Source organism: Achromobacter sp. SLBN-14 (assembly GCF_006715415.1).
GTDB classification, from domain to species: Bacteria; Pseudomonadota; Gammaproteobacteria; order Burkholderiales; family Burkholderiaceae_B; genus Achromobacter; species Achromobacter mucicolens.
Genome location: NZ_VFNE01000001.1, coordinates 3,730,896 through 3,755,709 on the forward strand (window position 1 = coordinate 3,730,896; position 24,814 = coordinate 3,755,709).

Annotated in this window: 25 protein-coding genes; 12 read left to right on the forward strand and 13 right to left on the reverse strand. The window is 65.6% G+C overall.

The window, feature by feature from the left end:
• Positions 1-267: 267 nt before the first annotated feature.
• Positions 268-1,089 (reverse strand): metallophosphoesterase, encoded by an 822-nt coding sequence (locus tag FBY20_RS16880; protein WP_142053554.1) that lies wholly within the window; start codon positions 1,087-1,089, stop codon positions 268-270.
• A 131-nt stretch (positions 1,090-1,220) separates the two neighbouring features.
• On the opposite strand from FBY20_RS16880, the gene FBY20_RS16885 reads away from it, so the two are divergent.
• Both FBY20_RS16885 and FBY20_RS16890 read left to right on the forward strand, forming a co-directional pair.
• A complete protein-coding gene (locus tag FBY20_RS16885; RefSeq protein WP_056326179.1) occupies positions 1,221-1,625 on the forward strand; it encodes a lysozyme inhibitor LprI family protein in 405 nt (134 codons plus the stop codon).
• A gap of 125 nt (positions 1,626-1,750) precedes the next feature.
• Entirely contained in the window at positions 1,751-2,305 is a 555-nt protein-coding gene (locus FBY20_RS16890; protein WP_255452530.1) for a DNA-3-methyladenine glycosylase I, read from the forward strand.
• A gap of 57 nt (positions 2,306-2,362) precedes the next feature.
• Here the strand turns inward: FBY20_RS16890 and FBY20_RS16895 are convergent, their stop codons facing one another.
• Positions 2,363-3,058: a pentapeptide repeat-containing protein gene (locus tag FBY20_RS16895; protein ID WP_142053561.1), complete on the reverse strand. Its 696-nt coding sequence runs from the start codon at positions 3,056-3,058 to the stop codon at positions 2,363-2,365.
• Between the two features lie 5 nt (positions 3,059-3,063).
• Positions 3,064-3,513: a gas vesicle accessory protein GvpU gene (gvpU, locus tag FBY20_RS27770; RefSeq protein WP_174245422.1), complete on the reverse strand. Its 450-nt coding sequence runs from the start codon at positions 3,511-3,513 to the stop codon at positions 3,064-3,066.
• Between the two features lie 171 nt (positions 3,514-3,684).
• Between gvpU and FBY20_RS16905 the strand changes: the two genes are divergently transcribed.
• The gene (locus FBY20_RS16905; RefSeq protein WP_056326184.1) at positions 3,685-4,056 is read left to right on the forward strand and encodes a hypothetical protein; all 372 of its coding nucleotides are present in this window, start codon (positions 3,685-3,687) and stop codon (positions 4,054-4,056) included.
• A gap of 51 nt (positions 4,057-4,107) precedes the next feature.
• Here FBY20_RS16905 and FBY20_RS16910 read toward each other — a convergent pair whose 3' ends face one another.
• Positions 4,108-5,451: a ParB/Srx family N-terminal domain-containing protein gene (locus FBY20_RS16910; protein WP_142053563.1), complete on the reverse strand. Its 1,344-nt coding sequence runs from the start codon at positions 5,449-5,451 to the stop codon at positions 4,108-4,110.
• A gap of 187 nt (positions 5,452-5,638) precedes the next feature.
• Here FBY20_RS16910 and FBY20_RS16915 point away from each other — a divergent pair, with 187 nt between their 5' ends.
• On the forward strand, positions 5,639-6,307 hold the full coding sequence (locus FBY20_RS16915; RefSeq protein WP_142053565.1) for an ankyrin repeat domain-containing protein: 669 nt from the start codon (positions 5,639-5,641) through the stop codon (positions 6,305-6,307).
• Between the two features lie 56 nt (positions 6,308-6,363).
• On the opposite strand, the gene FBY20_RS16920 is transcribed toward FBY20_RS16915, so the two are convergent.
• Positions 6,364-7,470, reverse strand: coding sequence for a porin (locus tag FBY20_RS16920; protein ID WP_128827217.1), 1,107 nt, complete (start codon positions 7,468-7,470; stop codon positions 6,364-6,366).
• 254 nt (positions 7,471-7,724) lie between these two features.
• On the opposite strand from FBY20_RS16920, the gene FBY20_RS16925 reads away from it, so the two are divergent.
• From FBY20_RS16925 to FBY20_RS16935, 3 genes are all read left to right on the forward strand, one after another.
• Positions 7,725-8,378 carry an NUDIX domain-containing protein gene (locus FBY20_RS16925; protein ID WP_056326188.1) on the forward strand — a complete coding sequence of 218 codons (654 nt, stop codon included), beginning with the start codon at positions 7,725-7,727 and terminating at the stop codon, positions 8,376-8,378.
• Between the two features lie 101 nt (positions 8,379-8,479).
• On the forward strand, positions 8,480-9,337 hold the full coding sequence (gene prs / locus FBY20_RS16930) for a ribose-phosphate diphosphokinase (RefSeq protein WP_142053568.1): 858 nt from the start codon (positions 8,480-8,482) through the stop codon (positions 9,335-9,337).
• Positions 9,338-9,349: 12 nt separating this feature from the next.
• Complete coding sequence (locus FBY20_RS16935) at positions 9,350-11,050, forward strand: nicotinate phosphoribosyltransferase (protein WP_142053570.1); 1,701 nt, start codon at positions 9,350-9,352, stop codon at positions 11,048-11,050.
• Positions 11,051-11,123: 73 nt separating this feature from the next.
• On the opposite strand, the gene FBY20_RS16940 is transcribed toward FBY20_RS16935, so the two are convergent.
• The 5 genes from FBY20_RS16940 to cyoA all read right to left on the reverse strand — a co-directional run bounded on the left by FBY20_RS16940 (position 11,124) and on the right by cyoA (position 16,069).
• Positions 11,124-11,903: an SURF1 family protein gene (locus FBY20_RS16940; RefSeq protein WP_142053572.1), complete on the reverse strand. Its 780-nt coding sequence runs from the start codon at positions 11,901-11,903 to the stop codon at positions 11,124-11,126.
• On the reverse strand, positions 11,903-12,328 hold the full coding sequence (cyoD, locus tag FBY20_RS16945) for a cytochrome o ubiquinol/quinol oxidase subunit IV (RefSeq protein ID WP_369818574.1): 426 nt from the start codon (positions 12,326-12,328) through the stop codon (positions 11,903-11,905). Before cyoD ends, FBY20_RS16940 begins: the two co-directional genes overlap by 1 nt.
• On the reverse strand, positions 12,325-12,966 hold the full coding sequence (gene cyoC / locus FBY20_RS16950; protein WP_056326198.1) for a cytochrome o ubiquinol oxidase subunit III: 642 nt from the start codon (positions 12,964-12,966) through the stop codon (positions 12,325-12,327). The genes cyoD and cyoC overlap by 4 nt, the downstream gene beginning before the upstream one ends.
• Positions 12,959-14,962, reverse strand: a complete 2,004-nt coding sequence (gene cyoB / locus FBY20_RS16955; protein WP_062839727.1) for a cytochrome o ubiquinol oxidase subunit I — start codon at positions 14,960-14,962, stop codon at positions 12,959-12,961. The genes cyoC and cyoB overlap by 8 nt, the downstream gene beginning before the upstream one ends.
• 63 nt (positions 14,963-15,025) lie before the next feature.
• Positions 15,026-16,069, reverse strand: coding sequence for a ubiquinol oxidase subunit II (gene cyoA / locus FBY20_RS16960; protein WP_142053574.1), 1,044 nt, complete (start codon positions 16,067-16,069; stop codon positions 15,026-15,028).
• A gap of 221 nt (positions 16,070-16,290) precedes the next feature.
• Between cyoA and FBY20_RS16965 the strand changes: the two genes are divergently transcribed.
• Positions 16,291-17,625: an MFS transporter gene (locus FBY20_RS16965; protein ID WP_056326974.1), complete on the forward strand. Its 1,335-nt coding sequence runs from the start codon at positions 16,291-16,293 to the stop codon at positions 17,623-17,625.
• A 106-nt stretch (positions 17,626-17,731) separates the two neighbouring features.
• Here the strand turns inward: FBY20_RS16965 and FBY20_RS16970 are convergent, their stop codons facing one another.
• Both FBY20_RS16970 and FBY20_RS16975 read right to left on the reverse strand, forming a co-directional pair.
• The gene (locus FBY20_RS16970) at positions 17,732-18,775 is read right to left on the reverse strand and encodes a histone deacetylase family protein (RefSeq protein ID WP_142053576.1); all 1,044 of its coding nucleotides are present in this window, start codon (positions 18,773-18,775) and stop codon (positions 17,732-17,734) included.
• A gap of 53 nt (positions 18,776-18,828) precedes the next feature.
• Positions 18,829-19,407, reverse strand: a complete 579-nt coding sequence (locus FBY20_RS16975; protein ID WP_142053578.1) for a YdcF family protein — start codon at positions 19,405-19,407, stop codon at positions 18,829-18,831.
• A gap of 77 nt (positions 19,408-19,484) precedes the next feature.
• Here FBY20_RS16975 and FBY20_RS16980 point away from each other — a divergent pair, with 77 nt between their 5' ends.
• The 4 genes from FBY20_RS16980 to FBY20_RS16995 all read left to right on the forward strand — a co-directional run bounded on the left by FBY20_RS16980 (position 19,485) and on the right by FBY20_RS16995 (position 24,153).
• On the forward strand, positions 19,485-20,039 hold the full coding sequence (locus FBY20_RS16980) for a sigma-70 family RNA polymerase sigma factor (protein WP_235512781.1): 555 nt from the start codon (positions 19,485-19,487) through the stop codon (positions 20,037-20,039).
• Positions 20,026-21,027 carry a FecR family protein gene (locus FBY20_RS16985; protein WP_254595339.1) on the forward strand — a complete coding sequence of 334 codons (1,002 nt, stop codon included), beginning with the start codon at positions 20,026-20,028 and terminating at the stop codon, positions 21,025-21,027. The genes FBY20_RS16980 and FBY20_RS16985 overlap by 14 nt, the downstream gene beginning before the upstream one ends.
• Positions 21,028-21,254: 227 nt before the next feature.
• On the forward strand, positions 21,255-23,624 hold the full coding sequence (locus FBY20_RS16990) for a TonB-dependent siderophore receptor (protein WP_142053582.1): 2,370 nt from the start codon (positions 21,255-21,257) through the stop codon (positions 23,622-23,624).
• A gap of 127 nt (positions 23,625-23,751) precedes the next feature.
• Complete coding sequence (locus FBY20_RS16995; RefSeq protein ID WP_056326215.1) at positions 23,752-24,153, forward strand: hypothetical protein; 402 nt, start codon at positions 23,752-23,754, stop codon at positions 24,151-24,153.
• A gap of 19 nt (positions 24,154-24,172) precedes the next feature.
• On the opposite strand, the gene FBY20_RS17000 is transcribed toward FBY20_RS16995, so the two are convergent.
• The gene (locus FBY20_RS17000; RefSeq protein WP_255452385.1) at positions 24,173-24,787 is read right to left on the reverse strand and encodes a hypothetical protein; all 615 of its coding nucleotides are present in this window, start codon (positions 24,785-24,787) and stop codon (positions 24,173-24,175) included.
• Positions 24,788-24,814: the final 27 nt, after the last annotated feature.

The following is a 24,814-nucleotide window of genomic DNA, read 5'->3' on the forward strand; positions in this document are numbered from 1 at the left end:
GGTGATTTACTTCAATGACAATCACCGTCTCAGACGAGAAGCCTTTGACCCCGGCGAGTCAGTCAGATTTTCGACCGCGATGTTCGCGTCGCCGGATTCATGGATTGATGTAAGCGCGCCATTCGTCAATCGCCGAGGCTTGGAAATTACAGGCAAGTTCAGTCGCGTCGATGTGTGCATCGATGCGCAAGCACGGTTCAGCGCTCAGACAAGGCACGCGTATTTCGCGCGATTCACGTCGCCAAGTGAGCCCTGCAAGGTTGCCGATCACGGACGGTGATCGGCCGGCACCTCCCACAACTTCCCCGGCGCGAAGCCCTCCTGTTCCCCCTTCTTTGCATACCCCAGCGGATTCGCAATCACCCGGCAGCCGTCCTTCACGTAGTCCTGCGGACAGTGCAGATGTCCGTGTATCCACACGTCGGCCAGCGGCAGCAACCCGTCCAGCGCGTTGCAGAATCCCGCTGTCCCCGGCGTGACCCCGTAGCGCGGATCGGCGCTGGCCAGGGTGGGCGCAAAATGCGTGATCGCGACCGTCGTGCCGTCAAACGGTACGCGCAACGCGGCGTCCAGCCATTGTTGGCAGGCCAGGCCCTGCTCGCGCATCTGTTCGGCCATGAAGGGGGCGCCGTGGCGGCGCATTTCGGCCTTTTCCAGATAGAAGTCCGCGGCCCGGAAAGCCTTGGCGCGTTTTTTCAGGACTTCTCCCAACGCGTCGCCCGGCGCGGCAAGCGCGTCGAAGTCGGTCCACAGCGTCGTGCCCACGAACCGCACGCCGCCGATCACCGTGGTCTCCCGTTCCAGCCATTGGATGCCCAGGGGCTCGCACAGGTCGCGCAGGCGCTCATGCGTCTCGTCGAAATCCACGTTGTCGTATTCGTGGTTGCCCGGCACGAAAAGAACAGGCGTGGGCCAGCCTTGGCGGGGCGAATAGTCGCCCAGGCCGAAATCGTCCCGCTCCAGCCGTGAGCCCTGGCGATACGAACCGATGTCGCCGGCCAGCACCAGGAGGTCGGCCCCGGCCGCAGGTTGTGCCACGAAGGTGGGATCGGTTTCAAGATGCAAATCGGAAAGCAATTGGATCTTCATGGGCCCTATCTTAGGCGACGAGCGGACGCGCTGCGCCGGGCCGGCATCCGTGCGACACTTTCCCCCAAGCATTTGCCGACCCCACGGCAATCACCCAAACCCACCACCCACCGGATACAGGAGGAACTCCCATGCGTATCGTGTTTGCCGCCGCAGCGCTCCTGCTTGCAGCGGGGGCGCAGGCCCAAGTGCTCAAGTGTGACCAGGCGTCGACCCAGACCGACATGAACCTGTGCGCGGACCAGGCTTATCGCAAGTCCGACGCCGACTTGAACGCCGCGTACAAGGAAGTGACCGAGCGTCTGAAAGACAGCAAGGCTGCCTTGACGCAATTGCAGGCCGCGCAGAAGGCGTGGCTGTTCTTTCGCGATGCCGAATGCGCGTTTTCGTCAGCAGGCGTTACGGGCGGCAGCGCGTATCCGATGGTGCTGAGCCAGTGCCTGGACAAGCTCACGCAGGCCCGCACCAAGGAATTGCGCGCGTACCTCGCGTGCGAGGAAGGCGACACCAGCTGCCCGGTGCCCCGCAAGCCATGAGCGCCGCCAGGCAGACTGGCGGGGATCAGCGCAAGCCGGACCCCGGCAGCCCGGACACCGGCAGCCCCGATCCTGGCCTGATCGTCGACGAGTACGGCGTGCCGCGCTGCTTCTGGCAGCCGTCCATGCCGGACTATCACGACCATGAATGGGGCCGGCCCGTCACCGACGACAGGCGCCTGTTCGAGAAGATCTGCCTGGAAGGCTTTCAGGCCGGCATGGCGTGGATCACCATCCTGCGCAAGCGCGATGCGTTTCGCGAGGCGTTCGACGATTTCGACATGGAGCGCGTGGCGCGCTACACCGAGCGCGACGTGGAGCGCCTGATGGGCAATGCCGACATCGTGCGCAACCGCGCCAAGATCGTGTCGGCCATCAACAACGCGCAGCGCGCGCGCGAACTGGCCGATGAAACCGGGTCGCTCGCCGGCTGGCTATGGTCGCACGAGCCGCAGACGCGTCCGGCGGCCGTGGACCGGCACTACTGGGACAACAATCCCACATCCAAGGCGTCGATCGAACTCTCGCGCGCGTTGAAGCGGCGCGGCTGGACATTTGTCGGGCCGACCACCATCCACGCCTTCATGCAGGCCGTCGGGATGGTGAACGAGCACATGAGCGGGTGCGTCTGCCACGCGCAGATCGAGGCGGCGCGGGTGCGCTTCCGTCGACCCGGCTGAATCAACGCGCCGCAACGCCGGCCTGCGCCCGCGCGGACGCGGTGCATCGGAAAGGCGTCACACCACGCTGATGCGCAGTTCAGCCAGCAGCGCCGCCGCCTGGGTCTTGGAGATGGTGGCGCCCGCCAGCCGGGCGGCGGCCGTCAGGTCCAGACCGCCCAGATCCGCCTCGCGCAGGTCCGCGCCTTCGAAGTGAACGTTTTTCAGGGTGGCGTTGCGCAGGCTGCCGCCGTGAAAGACCGTCTCGCGGAAATCGCTGCCCGACAGATCCGCGTCCGAGAAATCGAGCTGGAGCAGGTTGCACTTGCGAAACGACACGCCGCGCAGCAGGGCGCCGACCAGCAGGCATTCCTCGAGCGACCACCCCAGGCACGCGATGCCATCGAAATCCGAGCCCGTCAGCTTGCATGCCCGCAAGCGCGCGCTGGCCAGCCGCGCACGGCGCCAGTTGGCGTTGTTCAGGTCGCAGTTCTGGAAGGAGGCCTCGCTGGCGTCGGCCGAGGCGAAATTGGCCGACCCGCCGCGGCAGCGCAGCCATTGCGTGTCGGTCAGGTCTGCACCTTGGAATGAGGCGCCGGCGATCGCGCAGCCGCTGAATTGAAAGCCGCGCAGATCCAGGCGCGAAAAGTCCGCCTCCTGGAAGTCGCAGTCGACAAATGACAGCGGGACGCCCGGGGCAGCCTCGATCAGGGCCAGCATCGCCTTGCGGTCGATGTCCTGGCCCTCGATCGGTGGCGGTACGGTTTGCGTCATGCGGATCAGGCCGACGCGTCGGACTGCATGCGGCCCAGGATGAATCCGTCCACGGCGCTGGTGCGGCCGCGCCACAGGGTCGGCTGTCCAGCAATGGGCGTGCCGTCAGCGGTGAAGAACAGCGCGTCGGCCAGGTGGATGTAGTTGGGCAGCGGGTCAACGGGCTGCGGCAGGCGGAACACATCGCCCAGCTCGGCCAGCGAAGCGTGCACGGTCTGGCGCGTGTCATCGTCCATCGACGCCAGCGAGCCCGAAAAGCTGGCGGCGAAGGTGTCGAAGTACTCGGCGCCCGAGACGATCGAGCCGGACACCAGCATGCCGCCCATCTGCAAGGTCACGCCAATGCTCTCGATCTGGCTGCCGTTGTTGACCAGGTTGACCAGGAACTGCAGGAACGCGTCCGCGGTGGGTGCGGCGGCAGCAGGCTGGCTGGCGGCGGAGGGGGCGATGCTCATGAGAGGGGTCTCTGAAAGGTTTGCAAGAGGCACAAGATACTCGAAGGACGCTGAAAATGGTCGCGCGGCAATCCCGCGAGAAGCGGGCCGATCGGGCGCCTGACCGGGCCTTCCGGCGGCGCGGGCGGGGAGTATGTTGGCAGCCTGACCGCCATTCCCTTTGGAGCCTCCATGAGCAGCGTGAATTTCCTGGGTATCAATGCCGGCGCCGGCCAACCCGCGTCCGCCCGCAACGCCAACGCCACTGCCGGCGAGGGCTTTCGCGCGGCGTTCGCCGACGCCACCGAGCGCAACCGTTCGGCCATGGGCCGTGGCGTCTCGGGCGCCGCGCAATCCGCGCCGTCGCAGGCCGAGCAGGAGTTCATGGACTACGCCGCGATGTCGATCGAGGACAAGATGTTCTACGCGGCCTTGGCAAGCCTGGGCATTTCCAAGGAAGAGTACGACGCCATGTCGGCCGCCGAACGCCTGGAAGTCGCCCAGAAGGTGTCCCTGGCAATGCAGCAGCTAGCCAAGGCCGAAAATACGAAGGAAGTGCTCTGAGGTCCTGACGGCCCAATGCGAAAAGGCCCGCTTGCGCGGGCCTTTTTCACATCACCATCCCCAGCAGGTGCCCGCCGCCGGCTTGCCGCAGGTGCGGTAATTCACCGCGAACCACAGCTTGCCCGCGCCGCGCGGCGTGCCGTCTGACGTCTTGACGTCGTTGCGCGGCAGTTCTTCCAAGGTGTCGCGCGCGGTCTTGGTGGGCGAGCCGCTGGCCGCGTTGGGCGCCAGCACGATGCGGCCCAGGCTGGCGGCATCGCGGTCCTCGAACACGATATCCGTGTCGTTCAACGCGCTCATCTTCAACGAGGCATCGCGCACGGCGGCGGCGTAGCTGTCGCTGGCGCCGGTCGGCAGGATGTCCTTGTTCAGCGTGCTGACCGCCAGGATCTCGGCGGGCGTGGCCGGCGCCTGCATCTTGTACTGATCCAACCCGGGCAGCTGGCCCGCCGCGGCCTGCCGGCGCAGCCAGTCGCCCCACAGGAATTCCGCGAACTCGGGCAGGTTGCCGTTGCTGTAGGCGATGTCGCGGGTGAAGTACACCAGCGAGCGATAGCGGTCTTCCTGCATGCCGCCGGGTTCCTGCGCATGGGACAGCCCCAGGCGCGTGGGCAGCTGGTCGACGGTGATGGGCTGATTCTGCCCGTCGCGCAGCCACGCGCGGCGCTCGTCCACCAGGCGTTGCCAGAAGGCGGCCGCGGTCGTCAGGTCGCTGTAGTTGGCGTCGACCTTCACCCACACCGGCAGCTCGGGGCCGCCGTCAGAGATCTCGCGCAGGGACGAGAACGTGTGGTGGCCGTCGGTCAGGTACAGATTGCCGTCCCAGCCCACCACCACCGTCTTCAGGTTGGCGGTGTGGGTGCCCGGCGCGTCCAGGCAGGCGAACGTGTCGGGCTGGTCCAGGCGGGCGGCGCGGGCCTCGGCGATGCTCTGGAACTTCTGCGCGCGCTCGGCGCCACCCACGTCTTCGCAGTAATCGTCGAACTTCTTGCCGACCGTGCGGTTCAGGTAATCCAGTTGCAGCACCGGATCCGCCGCCCAGGTGGCGCGGTCGAAGTCGCCCTGCCAGCGGCCCAGCTTGTAATAGATCTGGTCATAGCCGATCGCGGCCTGCGTGGGGTGCAGTTCCTCGATGCGGACCTGGATCACGTCGCCCGGCTTGGTCTGCAGGTAGGCCGTATTGCGCGGGGGCGTCTCAGGTTGCGGTTCCGGGGCGGGCGTCTGCGGCGGCGCCGGGGTTTCGGCGACAGGCGGCTGGACGGCGTCATCGTCATCGTCGCCGCCGCCATTGCAGGCGGCCAGGGCCAGCGGCAGCAACGCCAGGGCCAGGGCGCGGGCAAGGCGCGTTTGCGGACGGAACACGGGCGAGAACTCGGAAGGGGAACGAGGAGGCATGACAGTTCGTGGGGGGCTGCGATCAGTGAGGGAGGCCGATCATGCCGGACGCGTGTTTCCTGCGCATTGCACGTCACCATGAATCTGACCGAGCATAGCTTGCGCGGCGCGCAGCAGGGAGATAATGGCAGCGCGCCCGGCGCAGGACCGTGGCGCGATACCGGAAAAACCAGGGAGGCTGCCGGCAATGGCTTACATCAACTTCTGGCGCATCTGCTTCGCGCTGACGCTCAGTGCAATCGGCTTCGGTGCGGCGGCGGACGACCGGGGCGCGCAACTGCTGGAGGCGTCCGGCAAGGGCGACACGGCGCGGGTGCGCCAATTGCTGGCCGCAGGCGCGCCGCTCGAGGCGCGGGACGGGCAGGGCAACACGCCGCTCCTGCGCGCCACGCAGGGCAACCACGAAGCGGCCGCGGCGGCGCTGATCCAGGCCGGCGCGGACGTGAACGCCAAGAACGGCATGCAGGACAGCGCCTATCTATTGGCGGGCGCGCAGGGATATCGCGAGATCCTTGAACTGACGCTGACGCACGGCGCGGACCTGAAAAGCACCAACCGCTACGGCGGCACGGCGCTGATACCTGCTTGCGAGCGGGGCCATGTCGAGGTCGTCAAGCGTCTGCTTCAGGCCGGGGTGGATCCGAACCATGTCAACCGGCTGGGTTGGACCGGGCTGCTGGAAGCCATCATTCTGAGCGATGGCGGACCGCGTCATCAGGCCATCGTGGCGATGCTGATAGAGGGGGGCGCGGACGTGAATCTGCCGGACAAGGACGGCCGCACGCCGTTGCAGCACGCCCGCCAGCGCGGGCAGACAGAGATCGTCCAGATGCTGGAGCGCGCCCGGGCGCGGTAGCGGCCCGGGCGGCGGGGTGGGCCGGCGCCGCGCAAGCGGACCGGCCCGGCACACGCTTAGAACTGGTGGCGGATGCCCACGCCGGCGGCGGTGCTCTTGACGCCGTCGATGAACGCGTAGTCCGTGCCGTACGAACCGTAGGCGTACAGGTTGGTGCGCTTGGACAGGTCGTAGGTGTAGCCCACGCTGTAGACGTTCATGTTGGCGTCGCCGCCCGTCAGCTTGTCGTTGGACGGGGCCACGTGCTGCCAAGAAGTGAACAGGCTGCCGGCTGCGCTGACGGGGAACGTTGCGCCCAGCATGTAGGAATTGGCCTTGAAACCGTCCACGAAGCGGTTGATGCCGAACTCATCGCTGAACGGCGTGCCGGCCGGCAGGTCCTGGCCGACGAACCAGCCGTCAGTGGTGCGGCCGTAAGCGGCGGCCAGCTTGACGACTTCCAGGTCGTACGACGCGCCGATGGCGTACTGGCGCGGCGTGGCGCCGTTGTCGATGGAGCCGCGGTTGGAACCGTTTAGCTGGTCATACGTCAGCGTCACGTTCAGCGGACCTTGCACGTAGCGCAGGCCGGTCGTGATGCCGCGCGTGTTGTCCGCAGTCTTGAAGCCGGTCTGGTCCGTCGTGGTGTCGTCCACGCTGAACGAGTAGCCCACGGCGAATTCAAAGCCGTTCACCGACGGGGTGCGGTACATGACCATGTTGTCCCAGCGCATGGTGTTGGCCGCGCTGAACCCCAGGCCCAGGTTGGACTGGGTGTAGCTGGTGTAGAAGGGATCGATGTCGGCCAGGTAGTTGGAGCCGACGGTGGCCTGGCGGCCGAATTCGAGCGAGCCCCACGCGTCGTTGGCCAGGCCGATGGTGGCCTGGCGGCCGAACAGGCGGCCCGACTGGCCGCGGCTGCCGTTGGCGGAGTCAAAGCCGCTTTCCAGCTTGAAGACGGCGCGCAAGCCGTCGCCCAGATCTTCGGATCCGCGCAGGCCCCAGCGGGAGCCGGCCTGGATGCCGTTGATCATGCCGACTTTGGAACCACTGTAGCCATCGCCCTTGATCTTGTTGTAGCCGAGGCCGGTGTCGATGACACCGTAGAGGGTGACTGACGGTTCTGCCTGGGCAACGCCTGCGAAAGAGGCCAGCATTGCCGCGGCGAGCAGCGTCTTTTTCATCCGGAAAACTCCTGTGTTGCAGTTGAAGAAAAAGCAAAAGGAACACGGCGCCAAGCATCAACCCGGCTGTGTTCCTCGGGGCATAGTGTAGAACAATGCGTTAATTGTCGTTATCCGCCGTCAATTTTTGCCAAAATTCGAAGTTGTTCTAGTGGCGCACGCGTTTGAAACCTGCGCAGGCGGATCGGGGCCGGATTGACCTGGATCCGTCATAGTGGCATCTTGCCCAAAACCCCAATCTTGGAACCCTCGTCTTGGAATTTCCCCAGCCGCTCGTCACTGTCGACGCCGTCCTTCTCACCCTGCGCGAATCCGGCCTGGAAGTCGCGCTGCACCAGCGCGACCGCGAGCCCTTCCAGGGCGCGATGGCGCTGCCCGGCGGCGTGGTGCACGCCGACGAGGACGCGTCCACCGAAGACAGCATCCGGCGCGTGTTGCGGGAAAAGACCGGTTTCGAGCCGCGTTACCTTGAGCAGCTGCAGGTGTTTTCGGGCATGGATCGCGACCCCCGGCAGTGGTCGCTGTCGGTGGCCTACGTGGCCCTGGTGCCCGCCGCCGAACTGGCCGCCGCCACGCGCGCCGAGTTCCGCTTTGTCAGCGTGGACGCGCTGCCGCCGCTGGCGTTCGACCACGCCGCCATCGTCCGGGCGGCCGTGGACCGCCTGCGCAGCAAGTCCACCTATTCCACGCTGCCGTTCTTCCTGTTGCCCGAGCGCTTCACGCTGACTCAGCTGCAGCACACCTATGAGGCGATCCTGCAGACCCGGCTCGAGAAGTCCAATTTCCGCCGCAAGATGGAAGCGTGGGGCGCGCTGGAGGCCACCGACGAACAGGTCGGCGGCGCGCAGCGGCCGGCGCGCCTGTATCGGCTGAAGGACTTCACGTTTTTCGACCGCAGCGTCGGGTGATGCATGAGCGCGCCCATTCAAACGCAAAGATAGTTGCATAACGACAATAAGTAGGCTTATACTGGCGTCACTTAGTTTTGAAATGCCACTAAGGGACGATCATGTTCACCATCACTGCGGTCATTGAAGGACAACGCCTGACCGATACGCCGGCAGCGTTCCGGTTTCCGGGCGGCGAAATGCAGGTCACCATTCCGGCCGGGTTGCGCGAGCAGGCAGACGCCGCCCGCGAATTTCGCATCCATGCCTTGTTGAAGTCGGCCGACGACGTGATGCAGTTGTTGCTGTTGACCGATGCCCTGCGCCGCCTGAACCCCGCCGTGCCGGTGCACCTGGACATGCCCTACGTGCCGTACGCCCGCCAGGACCGCGTGTGCAATCCGGGCGAGGCGCTGGGCGCCGCGGTGTTCTGCAAGCTGATCAACGACCAGCAGTACGCCACCGTCACCATCGTCGAACCCCACAGCGACGTCACGCCCGCGCTGCTTGCGCGGGTGCGGGTCGTCGATTCCGCCGCCTACTTGAAAAAGGCGCTGGCCGCCCCGGCCTTCGCGCAGGGCGTCACCCTGATGGCGCCGGACGCCGGCGCCCGCAAGCGGGTGCAGGCGCTGGCCAAGGCGCTGGGCGTGGCGGACGTGCGCTACGCGGAAAAGGTCCGCGATCCGCAGACCGGCCGCATTACGGAAACCCGCGTGCCCGACGATATCCCGGCTCAGCCGGTGCTGGTGGTCGACGACATCTGCGACGGCGGCCGCACGTTCCTGGAACTGGCCGCCGCCCTGCGCGGCAGGACCCGCCAGCCGCTTTACCTGTATGTCACGCACGGCATCTTCAGCAAGGGTCTGACCGAACTGAAGGCCAACTACGCCGAGATTTTCACCGCCTACGACTGGACTCGCACCGAAGACGCCCCTGTGCCGGGCGCCGCCGCAGCCGTCCTGGTCAACGAAGCAGCCTAGAAGGAAAACGCCATGAATGCCCCCGACACCCTGGCCCCCGCGCTCAAGAACGGCCTGAATCCCTTTCTGCAGGCGGATTTCTACAAGACCGGCCACCCCTTCCAGTACCCCAAGGGCACCAACAAGATCCTTGCCAACTTCACGCCGCGTTCCGCGCGCCTGGCGCCGGTGCTGCCCGAACTGTTCGACGAGAAGATCGTCTGGTTCGGCCTGCAGGGCTTCATCAAGGAAATCCTGATCGGTCTTTTCAACCGCGAGTTCTTTGGCAAGCCGGCCGCGACGGCGGTGCGCCAGTACCAGCGCCGCGTGGACAACGCGCTGGGCAAGGGCGCGGTCACGGTGGACCACCTGCAGGCGCTGCACGACCTGGGCTACCTGCCGCTGGAAATCCGCTCGGTGCCCGAAGGCGCCCGCGTCGACATCCGCGTGCCGCCCGTCACCTTCGTCAACACCCGGCCGGAATTCGCCTGGCTGGTGACCTACATCGAAACCCTGTTCAGCTGCGAATCCTGGAAGCCGTCCACGGTCGCCACCATCGCCTTCGAATACCGCAAGCTGCTGACCTATTTCGCGCAGCTGACCGGCAGCCCGATGGCGTTCGTGGACTGGCAGGGCCACGACTTCTCGATGCGCGGCATGGCCGGCCTGTACGACGCGCGCAAGTGCGGCGCGGGCCACCTGTTGTCCTTTACCGGCACCGACACGATCCCGGCCATCGATTACCTCGAAGACCTCTACCTCGCGGATTCAGATCGGGAACTCATCGGCGGCTCGGTGCCGGCGACCGAACACTCCGTGATGTGCCTGGGCAGCAAGGAGGGCGAGATCGAAACCATCCGCCGCCTGGTCAAGCAGGTCTATCCGGCGGGCATCGTGTCCGTGGTGTCGGACACCTGGGACTTCTGGCAGGTGGTCACGGATTTTGCCGCGGCGCTCAAGTCCGAGATCATGAGCCGCGAGCCGGATGCGCTGGGCAATGCCAAGGTCGTGTTCCGCCCGGACTCGGGCGATCCCGTGAAGATCCTGACCGGCTACTTCTGCACCGATGTGCCGCGCGTAGACGACCGCGCTGCCCTGCAAGCGGCGCAAGCCGCCGGCTTTGAGGCCGTGCGCGATGCGGCCACGGGCAACTACTGGCTGCTGGGCGAAGACGCCAGCGCGCGGCAAGCCCTGCGCGCCGCCGAGGTGAAGGGCGCCGTGCAATGCCTGTGGGATACCTTCGGCGGGGTTGAGACCGAGCGCGGCTACAAGCTTCTGGATCCGCACGTCGGCCTGATCTATGGCGACTCCATCACGCTGACCCGGGCGCGCGACATCTTGGTGCGGCTGGAGCGCAAGGGCTTTGCCTCGGGCAACGTGGTGCTGGGCATCGGGTCATACACCTATCAGTACCTGACGCGCGACACCTTCGGCTGGGCGCTGAAGGCCACATACGCCGAAGTCAACGGCGAACCGCAGGAACTGGTCAAGGACCCGGTCACCGACTCCGGCGTGAAGAAGTCCGCCAAGGGACTGCTGCGCGTGGAAGAGACGCCAAGCGGCTACGTGCTGCACGATCAGCAGACGCCCGAGCAGGCGGCGGGCGGGGCGCTGGTGCCGGTGTTCCGCGACGGCGAGCTGCTGGTCGAACAGAGCTTGGCCCAGATCCGGGCGCGGCTGCAGGGATCGTGGGTGTGCCCCGATCCGGGCAGCATTCGCTGGCCGGCCTGCTGATGCCGCCGGCGTGAGCCGGCCGCCCAAGCGAAACGGCGCCCGAAAGGGCGCCGTTATTTTTACCGCATGAGGTTCAGGCCTGCCGGCGCGCGCGCTTTTCCTCGCGCACGAAGATCACCACGCCCACGATCACCATCAGCGCCAGCGCATACCAGGTGATGGCGTACGTCAGATGGTTGTTCGGAAAGTTGAGCATCGTCAGGCCGCCCACCGGTTCCCGCGCGGGATCCTTGCCGGGGCTGGACGCCGCATCCGCATCGATGAAGTACGGCGCCACGTCGGTCAACCCGCGCGCCGCCGCGATGCCGGGCAGATCGCGTGAATACCAGAGGTTGGCGGCCGGGTCGTTGTTGCGCAGAAAGCCGCTGGCCGGCTCGCCCATGCGCAGCAGGCCCGTCACCTGGCCCGGGGCGGCGGGCTGGGCGGCATTGGCCGGGTCCTTGCGCCATGCCGGCAGCACGAAGCCGCGGTTGACCAGCACGGTGCCGCCGTCCGCCAGCTGCAGCGGGGTCATGACCCAATAGCCGCTGCCCAGTTCGGTCGCGGCCTGCACCAGCGTCTGCTTGTCGAAGTGGTACGTGCCGGCGGCGGTGACGTGGCGGTATTCCGCGTTGTCCTGGGTCAATTGCGCCCATTCGCTTTTGCCGGGGGCGGGCGTGGCGGGCGCGTGGGCCCGCTGATCCACCTGCGCGATCAGGGCGCGCTTCCAGGCCAGCCGGTGCACCTGCCAGGTGCCCAGGGCGCAAAGCCCGGCAAAGAGGGCGACAGCCAGCAACCCCAGGATGATCAGGGTTGCCTTGCTGCGCGGATTACGGGAGGTGTCGCGTGAAGAAATGTCTTTGACTGCTGCCATCAGGGCATCTTGCGCATGTCATGCGGGGACATGGGCATCATGTTGGAGTTCAAGTGATACATGATCCAGATGGATCCGCTGAGCGTAATGACGACCAGCACCAGCGTGAATATTAACGCCAACATGTTCCAGCCGCTTTCGGACTTGGTGTCCATGTGCAGGAAGTAGACGATGTGCACCACGATCTGCACGACGGCGAACGCCAGGATCACCAGGCCCGTGACGCGCGAGCTGTCGATGACCCGGTCCATCACCAGCCAGAACGGGATCGCCGTCAGGATGGCCGCCAGCACGAAGCCGGTCATGTAGCTCTTGAAGGTGCCGTGGGCGGCGGCGTCGTCATCATCATGGTGGCCATCGTGATGATCGTGGCCATGATGGCCGCCGTGGCCGGTGTCGGCCAGGTTATCCATGTGCGACGTCATGGCAGCACTCCCATCAGGTACACAAAGGTGAACACGCCAACCCAGATCAGGTCCAGGAAGTGCCAGAACATCGACAGGCACATCAGGCGGCGGCGGTTTTCCGGGATCAGGCCGTGCAGGCGGACCTGCAGCATCATCGTCACCAGCCACACGATGCCGAAGGTGACGTGCAGCCCGTGCGTGCCGACCAGCGTAAAGAAGGCCGACAGGAAGGCGCTGCGCTGCGGGCCCGCACCCTGGTGGATGAGGTGCCAGAATTCGTAGATTTCCAGCGACAAAAAGCCCAGGCCCAGGATGCCGGTGACCGCCAGCCACAATTGCGTGGCCCCGATGCGGTTGCGCCGCATCTCCAGCATGGCAAAGCCATACGTGATCGAGGACAGCAGCAGCAGCGTCGTGTTCACCGCCACCAGCGGCAGGTCGAACAGGTCCGCGCCGGACGGCCCGGCCGCGAAGCTGCGGCCCAGCACGCCGTAGACCGCGAACAGGCACGCGAAGATGAGGCAGTCGCTCATCAGGTAGATCCAGAACCCGAGCAGCGTGCCGTTCTTGGGATGGTGTTCGCCAGGAACGTAGAAGACCGGTTCCTGGGCCGGCGCGGCGCCGCCGGGCATGGGGTGGGCGAGGGTATCAGACATGTTGCGCTAGCAGCCTTGTGCGGGCGTCTTCCGTGGCGACGACCTGTTCGGCCGGCACGTAGTAGTCGCGCTTGTAGTTGAAGGTATGGATGATCGACACCAGGATCAGCGCGGCAAACGCCAGCACCACCAGCGGCCACATGTGCCAGATCAGCGCAAAGCCCAGCACCACGCTGATCCCGGCCAGCACGATGCCCGCCCACGTGTTCTTCGGCATGTGAATCGGAATGAAGCCCTGCTGCGGACGCTGGTAGCCGTGCTGCTTCATCTGCCACCAGGCGTCCAGGTCATGCACCCGCGGCGTGAACGCAAAGTTGTATACGGGCGGGGGCGACGACGTGGACCATTCGAGCGTGCGGCCATCCCACGGATCGCCGGTGGTGTCGCGCAACTGGTCGCGGCGGCGGTAGCTGACCACGAGCTGGATGATGAAGCTGGCGATGCCGCATGCGATCAGCAGCGCGCCAAAGGCCGCGATCTGGAACCAGATCTGCAGCGACATGTCCTCGAAGTGGTTCACGCGGCGCGTCACGCCCATCAGGCCCAGCACGTAAAGCGGCATGAAGGCTACGTAAAAGCCCACCAGCCAGAACCAGAACGAGCACTTGCCCCAGAACGGATCGAGCTTGTAGCCGAACGCCTTGGGGAACCAGTAGGTGATGCCGGCCATCAGCCCGAAGAGCACGCCGCCGATGATCACGTTGTGAAAGTGCGCAATCAGGAACAGGCTGTTGTGCAGCGCAAAGTCGGCGGGCGGCACGGCCAGCAGCACGCCCGTCATGCCGCCGATCACGAACGTGACCATGAACCCGAGCGTCCACAGCATCGGCACTTCGAAGCGGATGCGCCCGCGATACATGGTGAACAGCCAGTTGAAGATCTTGGCGCCGGTCGGGATCGAGATGATCATTGTCGTGATCCCGAAGAATGAGTTCACGCTGGCGCCGGACCCCATGGTGAAGAAGTGGTGCAGCCACACCAGGTACGACAGCACGGTGATCACGACCGTGGCGTACACCATGGACGCATAGCCGAAGAGACGCTTGCGGCAATAGGTGGACACCACCTCGGAGAAGATGCCGAACGCCGGCAGGATCAGGATGTAGACCTCGGGGTGGCCCCAGATCCAGATCAGGTTCACGTACATCATGGCGTTGCCGCCAAAGTCCGCCGTGAAGAAATTGGTGCCGACGTAGCGGTCCATGGACAGAAGGGCAAGCACCGCCGTCAGCACCGGAAAGGCCGCCACGATCAGCACGTTGGTGCACAGCGCCGTCCACGTGAAGATGGGCATGCGCATCATCTTCATGCCGGGCGCGCGCATTTTCACGATGGTGACCAGCAGGTTCACCCCGGATAGCAGTGTGCCCACCCCCGCTATCTGCAAGGCCCATATGTAGTAATCGACCCCGACATCCGGACTGTGCAGGATGCCGGATAACGGCGGATACGCCAGCCAGCCGGTGCGGGCAAATTCCCCGACGAACAGCGACATCATCACCAGGATCACGCCGCCGGCGGTCATCCAGAAGCTGAAGTTGTTCAGGAACGGAAACGCGACGTCGCGCGCCCCGATCTGCAGCGGCACGATGTAGTTCATCAACCCCGTGACCAGCGGCATCGCCACGAAGAAGATCATGATGACGCCGTGCGCCGTGAAGATCTGGTCGTAGTGGTGCGGCGGCAGGTAGCCGGTGGAATCGCCAAAGGCCACGGCCTGCTGCGCCCGCATCATGATGGCGTCGGCAAAGCCCCGCAGCAGCATCACGATGCCCAGGATCACGTACATGATCCCGATTTTCTTGTGGTCGATGCTGGTGAACCATTCGTGCCACAGATATCCCCACTTTTTGTAGTAAGTGACGGAGCCCAGCACGACGATGCCGCCAATCGCCACCACGAAGAACGTGCCCAGCAGGATGGGATCGTGGAAAGGAATGGCGTCCCAGGTCAGACGGCCGAAGATCAGCTTGGTGAGGTCAGGTTGATCAGGCATCTCGATTCCAGCAAAAAGACCGCGTTTACATGGCGCACGTGCCGTGCCGAAAAACCTGCCGCGCTACAGCACCAGACCTTCGGAGGCCGTGCACATGGCGCCCACGTACTTGCGCGGCGGCGTGTCCGTGAGCCCCAGGCGCTCGCGCGTCTGGGGATCCAGGGTGGTCAGGTTATGCGCGCCCGGAATGCCGGCGCCGCCTTGCGAGTCGATCGCCATCGCGTCGCGCATGCACATGCGGTTGGGCTCGACGCAGCGGTTCACGATGGCGTCGAACAGGCCCGGCGCAACGGTGGCGTAAAGCTGCACCGGGTTGCGCTCGCTGGGTTGTTCAAGTTTCAGGTAGGCCGCGCGGTCCAGCGTGGCTTGCGACTTGCGCGCCTGCCCGACCCAGTCGTCAAAGCCCTTCTGGTCCAGGCCATGGAAGCGAAAGCGCATGCCGGAAAAGCCCGATCCGCTGTAGTTGGCGGACAGGCCCTCGTATTCGCCGGGGTGATTGATGACCGCGTGCAGCGTGGTCTGCATGCCGGGCATCGCGTAGATCTGGCCGGCCAACGCGGGCACGAAGAACGAATTCATCACCGACGACGAGGTGATCTTGAACTGGATGGGACGATCCACCGGTGCGGCCATTTCGTTTACCGCCGCCACGCCTTGCTCGGGATAGAGGAACAGCCATTTCCAGTCCAGCGCCACCACTTCGACCACCAGCGGCTTGGTGTTGGGCGGCACCTCGCGGCCTTCGGACAGCCGCGCCAGCGGGCGGTAGGGATCGAGCTGGTGGGTGCTGACCCACGTGAGCGCGCCGAGCGCGATGATGATGAGCAGCGGCGCGGCCCAGATCAGAAGCTCCAGCATGGTGGAGTGGTTCCAGTCGGGATCGTAGGCGGCGTCCTTGTTGCTGGCGCGATAGCGCCATGCGAACAGCAAGGTCAGGATGATCACCGGCACGATGATGATGAGCATCAGGCCGGTGGAGATGATGATCAAGTTGCGTTGTTGCACGGCCACGTCGCCCGACGGCGAGAGCAAGACCGCATTGCACCCGGCGAGCAGCGGCAGGGCGGCAAACAGGATCAATCCGCGAAGCCTTGCGAAGGACGACATAGTCATACCCCGAAACGTAACCGTGCGAAGTAAACGAAACACTACGCTGGAAGCCGCGAAAAATCTAGGGTAAAAAGAGCAAAAGTATGCACGGCCGCGCATGCGGAGCCGTCCTGGGCCGTAAGGCTTGCGGCGTGCGGCATGATGCGCGTACTGTCATGCAGGTGTGTTGCAAGATCGTAGACAAGGCGTATTCAGATCCTTTTTTTGCGAGCGAATCCATGTCGACCACCACGCAATATCCTGGTCATCCCTCTCCCGTTTCCGGACCTGGGGCGATCAGCGGCGGGACCAGCCACGCCAAGGTGGCGCCTGGTGAGATCGCCGTGGGCGTGGTGGTGGGACGCGCCTCGGAATACTTCGACTTCTTCGTATTCGGCATCGCTTGCGTTCTGGTTTTTCCGAAGGTGTTCTTTCCCTTCGAAGCCCCGCTGGAAGGCACGCTCTGGGCCTTCGTCATCTTCTCCTTTGCCTTCATCATGCGTCCCATCGGCACGGCCGTGTCGATGGCGATTCAGCGCCGATGGGGCCGCGCCACCAAGCTGACCGTTGCCTTGTTCGTCTTGGGCACCGCGACTGTGGGCATGGCGTTTCTGCCGGGCTATGAATCCATCGGCGTGCATGCGATCACCTTGCTTGCCGTGTTCCGCTGCCTGCAGGGGCTGGCGTTCGGCGGATCGTGGGACGGCCTGCCTTCCCTGCTGGCGCTGAACGCGCCGCCCAATCGCCGCGGCTGGTATTCGATGATGGGACAGCTGGGCGCGCCGGTCGGCTTCATGGTGGCCAGCGCGCTTTTTCTTTATCTGCACGTGACGCTCACGCAGTCGGACTTTCTGGAGTGGGGCTGGCGCTATCCGTTCTTCGTGGCCTTTGCCATCAACGTGGTGGCGCTGTTTGCGCGGCTGCGGCTGGTCGTGACCGAGGAATACACGCAGCTGCTTGAAGAAGGCGAACTCGAACCCATCAGCATCCGCGAAATCGTCAGCCAGCAAGGCTACAACCTCTTCATCGGCGCCTTCGCCGCGCTGGCGAGCTATGCGCTGTTTCACCTCGTCACCGTTTTCCCGCTGTCGTGGATCGCTGTCAGCGGCACGCAACAGATTTCGGATGTGCTGATCGTGCAGATCATTGGATCGGTGATCGGCATCCTGGGCACGATCGCCTCCGGATGGCTGGCCGACCGCATCGGCCGGCGCACGACGCTGGGGCTGCTGGCCATGCTGATCGGCGTGTTTGCGGTGGTGTCGCCCTGGCTGCTGGGCGGCGGGCCGAAGGCGCAGGACGCGTTCATTCTGATCGGCTTCGCGCTGCTGGGACTGTCCTACGGCCAGGCGTCGGGCACGGTCACCGCCAACTTCACGCGCCGGTTCCGCTATACCGGCGCGGCGCTGACGTCCGACATGGCATGGCTGGTCGGGGCGGCCTTCGCGCCGGTGGTGGCACTGGGCCTGTCCGCGCGATTCGGGCTGGTGGCGGTCAGCGTGTACCTGCTGTCGGGTGTGGCGTGCACGCTGCTGGCGCTGCGGATCAACAAGGTGCTTGAGACGCGCGATTGAATGGGGGCTGCGGTTTGGCAGCGGTGTCTGACACCCTGGGGAGACGGTCTCGGGTTTGCCGCGGTGTGCATCGGGTGTCTGACACCTTTCAGACCTTCCAGACGGTTCAGCCCAGATACCCTTGAAGCACATTCGCCACGTTGACACCCACGTCCGCGACCGCATAGCCGCCTTCCATCGTGAACACCACGGGCAGCCCAAGCCCAGCCAGCATCTGACCGACCTGCAGATAGTCGCCGCTCTTCAATTTGAACTTCGAAATCGGATCGCCTTCGTAGGTGTCCACCCCCAGCGCGACGACCAGCGCGTCGGCCTTGAACGCGCGCACGGCGTCTATCCCCTGCTGCAAGGCGGCGGTCCAGGCCGCGAAGTCGCTGCCGGCGGGCAGCGGCAGGTTCAGGTTGCAGCCCTGGCCCGCGCCTTCGCCGCGCTCGTCTGCATAGCCCAGATAGAACGGATACTCGGTGGTCGGATCGCCGTGGACCGACACGGTCAGCACGTCGCCGCGCTCATAGAAGATGCTTTGCGTGCCATTGCCATGGTGATAATCCACGTCCAGAACCGCGACGCGTTGTGCCCCCGCGTCGCGCAGCGCCTGCGCCGCCAGGGCCGCGTTGTTCAGGAAGCAATAGCCGCCAAAGAAGTCCGGGCCGGCGTGATGGCCGGGCGGCCGGGTCAACGCCATCGCCGCGCGCGGGCCCTGGCCTGCGGATACGGCGCGCGCGGCGTCGATGGCGCAGGCGGCGCCCGCGGTGGCTGCCTCCCAGGTGCCGGCCGTCAGCGGACAGCCGCTATCGAATGAGAACAGGCCCACGCGCGCCGCGAAATTGGTGGGCTCGATGTCGTGGCGAAATCCGCGCACCGGCCAGATCGACGGCAGCACGTCGATATCGGCATTGGCCGGATCCAGCGCCACCCATTCGTTCCAGGCGCTTGCCAGAAAATCCACATAACGCGGCGTGTGCACCCGTTTGATGAGATCCATGTCCGGGTTGCCGGGCACGCGCAGTTCGCCGATGCCGCGCTGGCGCAGCGCGTCCAGCACGAACGCCAGCCTTGCCGGCGTTTCATGGCAGGGCACCAGTTTGCCGCGGAACATTTCGTGGCGGCCGCTGTGTTTGTTGTGAACGGGGTTGTGAAAGATCAGCACGATGGGAAGTCCTGGATGGATCAGGCGGGCGGATGCGCCCTGATGGTTCGCCCTTAGAGCGGCCGGAAAATATACAGCGCCACGGCGGGCAGCTCACGGAAAACGGAATAGAGGTCGCGCATTTCGAAAAATGCGGGATAAGCGCCGCTGACCTCGGCCACGCCCTGGCGCTTGAGCGCGAGCATCGTGCGCGGCACATGGAAATACTGCGTCACGGCCAGGGCCCGTGTGTAGCCGTGTTCGCGCATGTAGGCGCTGGCGTGACGGGTGGTGGCCCACGTGTCCACGCCCGCACTGTCGACGACGATTTGGTCCGCGGGCACGCCGCGCGCCAGCAGGTAGTCGCGCATGGCGGCGGCTTCGTCCGTGCCGGCCGGATCCACGCCGCCGCTGACGAACAGAATGCGGCATTGCGACGCGGCATAGCAGTCGTAGGCGCGGTCCAGCCGCGCGGCCAGACGCGGCGAAGGCTGGCCGCCGGGTTCGACCTTGTTGCCCAGCACGACGGCCACGTCCGCGTGGCGTGCGCCGGTCATCAGGCCAATCGCGGCCAGGGCAAAGGCGGCCAGCAGCACCAGCGCGGCCAGAATCGTCACGGCGCGGGTCGCAAATCGGTAGATCGAAAATGTCATGGCGTATGCCGGAGAGAAGGCGAGGGCAGGAGCTTACGGCAAAGGGCGTCGAGGTCTCATTTGTCGTAATGAGAATCATGATTGATAATGCGACCCTTTCCGCCTGCGATTTTCTGCTGCTCTCCATGTCCCGTCCACCGCCCTCCGAAAAAGGTTGGCTCGCGCATTACCGCGAGCTGATCGGGACGTGGACACGGCGCAGCACGAGCCGGCACGACGCGGAGGATGCCGCGCAGGACGTCGTGGCCAACATGCTGCGCAATGGCGAATCCGCCGTGCTGGACCCGAAGGCCTACCTGTATGGCGCCAGCCAGAACCGTCTGAATGGCGAGTTCCGCCGCCAGTCGCGGCGCGAGGTGCTGAGCCTGGATGCATTGTCGGATGCCGAGCATCCCGTCCAGGCGGATCCGGAGTCCTCGATACGCGCGGCGCAGCTTGCCGATGCGCTAAAGTCGGCGCTGGCCGAGCTGCCCCTCAAATGCCAGCAGGTGTTCCTGTGGAACAAGCTCGAAGGCTTTACCCAGGCCGAAATCGCCGAGAAACTCGGGTTGACGCAGAGCATGGTCGAAAAACACATGAAGCGCGCGCTGACCCATATCCATGACCGGTTGCAAGATCATGCCCCGCACTGATTCCCGAGCGGACGCCTCCCGCACGCCTGCGACGCCGCGCGACCAGGCGGCGCACTGGTTCGCGCGCGAGCGACTGGGCGCGCTGGATGGGGCAGAACGTCGGGCGTTCGACGCGTGGCTGGCGGCGGACCCGGAACACGCGCGCCAGTACCGCGCGATGCAGGCCGTGTGGCGGGTCGCGGATAGCCTGCCGCAAGACGAGATGCGCGAGATCCTGGCGCGGTCCGACGAGGCGCCCGCCCGGCCGGGCCGCCGCAGGTTCGCCGCGGGGCTGTCGGCGGCCTGTGCCTTGACGCTTGCTGCCGGTGTGATTGCCCCGCGGCTGTGGTCGCCGTCGCCCGATTTCTCGCAATCGCTGGCGACCGCGCGGGGCGAGCGCAAGCGCGTGGCCCTGCCCGATGGCTCCCTGGTGGAGCTGAACACCGACACGCAATTGCAGGTGGCGCTGTACGCGGACCGGCGCGAGGTCGAACTGCTGGCGGGCGAGGCGTTGTTCACGGTCAGTCCGGACGCGGCGCGGCCCTTTACGGTGAATGCAGGGGCGGCACAGGTGCGGGTAACGGGTACGCGTTTCAATGTGCGGCGCGAGGGCGATGCCGTGGCGCTGGCGGTGGACGAGGGCAGCGTGGCGTTCTCCGCTGGCGCATGGTGGAACAGGACCACACGCCACCTGACGGCAGGCTACGCCGCGCGCTACGCGCCCGGCGGGCCCCTGGATGCGCCGCACCAGGAAAACGTGGCGGCGGTCACGGCCTGGCAGCGCGGCCGGCTCGTGTTCCGCGATACGCCGCTGGCACAGGTGGTGGCGGAGCTGAACCGCTACCTGCGTAATCCGTTGCGGATCGACGACCGCAAGCTTGCGCAACTGCGCGTGGCTGGCACCCTGCCTATCGACGAGCCCGAATCGGTGCTGGACGTGCTGCCTCACATCGCCCCGGTGATCGTGCTGTATCCAGCGGTGGGCGGCGCAGTCCTGGCGCCGCGCTAGCGCCGCTGCTGGCCACTCCCGCTTTCAGAAGCGGAAGGGCGATCGTCGCTGTTCAGAATTATTTTGTTTCAAATATTCTATCGAGAATCATTCCGGTTTTTTCCGGCTTGCGGCGTCTATCCGATGAAAGGGGTCGTACGCGAGAGGCCGATCGACCCTGGAAGCAACCTTTGGCCAAGGGTGACGGGCGCTCACAGCGCGGGCAGTTGTACCGGAATTTTCTTCTGATGATGGACAAGCAAGTTAAGCAGCGCGCAGCGGCGCGTAAGGCCGCAAGGCGCGGTGCGCACGGCGCGGGCGGCGCGCTGGCGATTTCCCTGGCATTGGCGTGGGGCGCCATGCCCAACGATGCGGTGGCGCAGACCGCGCCGGTGCAGATCAGCATCACGGCGCAGCCGCTGGGCGATGCCCTGCTGCAGTTGGGCGAGCAGGCGTCGCTGGTGATCTTCTATCTGCCCGAGACCGTGCGCGGCCGCACCGCGCCGGCGGTAGCGGGACAGTTGACGCCGGACGAGGCGCTGCGCCGGTTGCTCGCGGGCACCGGCATTGCCTTCCAGCGGGATGGCCGCAATGTATCCCTGACCGCGCCGTCCGGCGGCTCCGCGCAACTCGAGCCGGTGACGGTGCATGGCGTGGCGGTGGGAACGGCGGACAGCTACGTCGCCCTGTCCAGCCAGAGCAGCAAGCTGGACGTGCCGCTGATCGAGACGCCGCGTTCGGTGTCGATCGTGACGCAGGAGCAGTTGAAGGTGCAGGCGCCGCGCAACCTGGAAAGCGCGCTGGCCTACACGCCCGGCGTGCAGACGGAGGTGTCGGGCTCGAGCGATGCGCGGATGACGGGCGCCGTCATTCGCGGCTTCAGCGACGGCAGCGCCTATTTCAAGGACGGCTTGAAGCAGCTGTCGACCGGCACCTATGCGTCCTGGAACGACAACATCGAAGAGCTCGACAGCATCGAAGTGCTGAAGGGGCCCGCGTCGGTGCTGTTCGGCCAGGGGCGGCCGGGCGGTGTCATCAACGTGGTCTCCAAGCGGCCCTCCGCGGATCACGTCAACAGCGTCGGCGCCAGCTACGGCACGTACAACCGCCGTCAGCTCACGGCAGACCTGGGTGGTGCTTTCGACGGCGAAGGAAAGGTGCTGTATCGCCTGAACGTGCTGGGCCGCGACAGCGACGGCCGTACGGACGGTTCGCGCGACGACCGGATATCCGTGGCGCCTTCGATCCTGTGGAACATCACGAACCAGACCCGGGTGACCCTGCTGGGCACATACTCCAAGGAGCGTGCGACGCCCAAGAGCTGGTGGCCCAATCTGTATACCTATCCGGAGATCGGCGACCTGCCGCTCAGCCGCACCGCGGGTGATCCGGATTTCGACCGCTTCGACCGCGACACGAAGTCCATCGGCTACGCCTTCGAGCACGACACGGACAACGGCTGGCGTCTGCGCCAGAACCTGCGCTATTCCGAGATCGACATCGACTACCGGCACATCTACGCGATGGACCTGCTGGATGACCGGCGCACGGTCACGCGCGGCAGCCTCGCCCAACGCACCAACGGCAAGACGGTCGCCGTGGACAGCCGCGCGTCTCGCGACTTCAAGTGGGGCGGCCTGCAGCACACCTTTGCGCTGGGCGTGGACTACCTGCGCTACAAGGAGAACGATGCGCTGGGCTTTGGCTGGGACGTGCCCAACCTGGACATCTATGCGCCGGTCTATGGCCAGAACATCGATTATCCCGAGCTGGACCCGTCGCGCACGGACCTGAAGCAGACCGGCATCTACACGCTGAACCAGCTCAAGTGGAACAATTGGGTCGGCAACGTCAGCCTGCGCCGCGACTTTGTGCGCACCACCCAGACCAGCACCACGCAACCGCGCATCAGCGACTCGGCCACCACCGGCAGCCTGGGCCTGCTCTATCTCTTTGACAACGGGGTGGCGCCGTACGTCAGCTATTCGACGGCGTTCGATCCGATCACGGGCAAGCAGTTCGACGGCACGGCGTTCAAGCCGCGCGAGGGCAAGCAGTATGAAGTCGGCGTGAAGTACCAGCCGCCCGGCACGGATGCGCTCTTGACCGCAGCCGTCTTCGACATCCGCCAGACCAATGTGACAACGCAGGATCCGGACCATCCGCGATTCAGCGTGCAGACGGGCGAGGTGCGTTCCACCGGCGTCGAACTGGAGGCCAAGTTTCCGCTCTCGCGTGAACTCAGCGTGATGGCCGGCTACACCTACATCGACCCGCGCACGACCAAGAGCAACCGCCTGCAGGACGTGGGCCGCCAACTCACGCAGACCGCGCGTCAGACGGCAAGCCTGTGGCTGGATTACCGGCCGCAGCAGGTTCAGGGCCTGATGCTGGGTGGCGGGTTGCGCTATCGCGGCAAGGCGCCGCTGAACACCGCGGCGGACGGCACCACGCAATACAACCCGGCCTTCACGCTGGCCGACGTTGCCATCGCCTATGAAACGCCGCGCTACCGCATCGCCCTGAACGTGAACAACGTATTCGACAAGCGTTACTACACCTACACGTTCCGCGGCATGGAGCGCGAGGCGATGCTGAGCATGAACTATTACTGGTAGAGGAAAAGGGGTGGGTGCGGCCCGCGCTTGCGGGTAAACGAGCAGTGCGCGTGGGCGGGCGGTCGTTCATCCTGGTTAGAATCCGGAAGATACCGTCCCGCGCCGTCGTGGCTGGCGCACCGTCCCCATGAACCTGCCGTTTCCCATCCGCCAAGAATGCCCTCCCGGCGCCTGTGTGTGCGACCGGGACCGGTTGCTGGCCAATCCGGCCTCCGACCTGCGCGTGCTGCGGCTGACCCGGGAAGAAGAAAAACGCCTGGTCGCGCGGCTGGAAAACATCACCAGCCTGGACGACCTGCGGGCCATGCAGGGGCGCATCCAGGCTCAGCTTGGCATCGTGATCCACATCACGCCCAGCGAAAACGAGGTGCGGACCTCGCGCGGCATCTCGATTCAATTGGAAGAATTGCCCGGCCTGTGCCGCAAGACGCGGGCGTCGCTGCCCGCCGCGATTCGGCGCGGTTTCGACAACCGGCCCGAGATCGTCTATGCGCTCCTGAACGAGCGCGACCTCTTGAGCGGCACGTGATCGCGGTCAAGGACCGCGGTCAGTTCCCGCGAACGGCGGGGCAGGGCGCAAGCGGCACCACGTCCGCCGGCGCGCGCCCGGCGTCGGGTCGCGTGACGTCGCGTTTCTTGCCGGTGCGGGCGGGATAGATCAGCAGCACGGCGTTGCCGGGTTCCAGCTTGGGACTCTGCGCCGTGCCATAGGCCACCGTCCAGCCGCGCAAGGCCAGCGGCGCCAACGTGTATTGCAGGGCCGAGCCATGCGCGACATGGGCGACTTTGCCTGCGTAGAGTTCCTGTTGGGGGGTGTCGACGCCGTCGATGGTCTGGTAGGTGGCGATGCTGACCAGCGCCGCGGATTCGCCAGGGCGCGCCAGCACGGCGGTCTTGTATTTGCCGGGCGGCACGTCCCGCAGGTTGACGGTGACCTGCGCGCCGCCCTGGCCGGCGGCATCCAGGTGCACGCCCACCACGTCGGCGTGCGAGAGCGTCCTGTCGCTGGTGTTGCGCACCCGCACGCTGTACTGCCCCGATGTTCCCGTCACGGTGCAGACCGCCACGCCGTGGGGAGACGCTGCCTGGGCGGACGCCGCGCCGGCGCAGGCCAGCAGCGCCGAAAACGGCAGGGTCAGGCAGCGGGTAGATCGAGACAGCACGGCACGCTCCGGGTAAGGGCAGCGTAC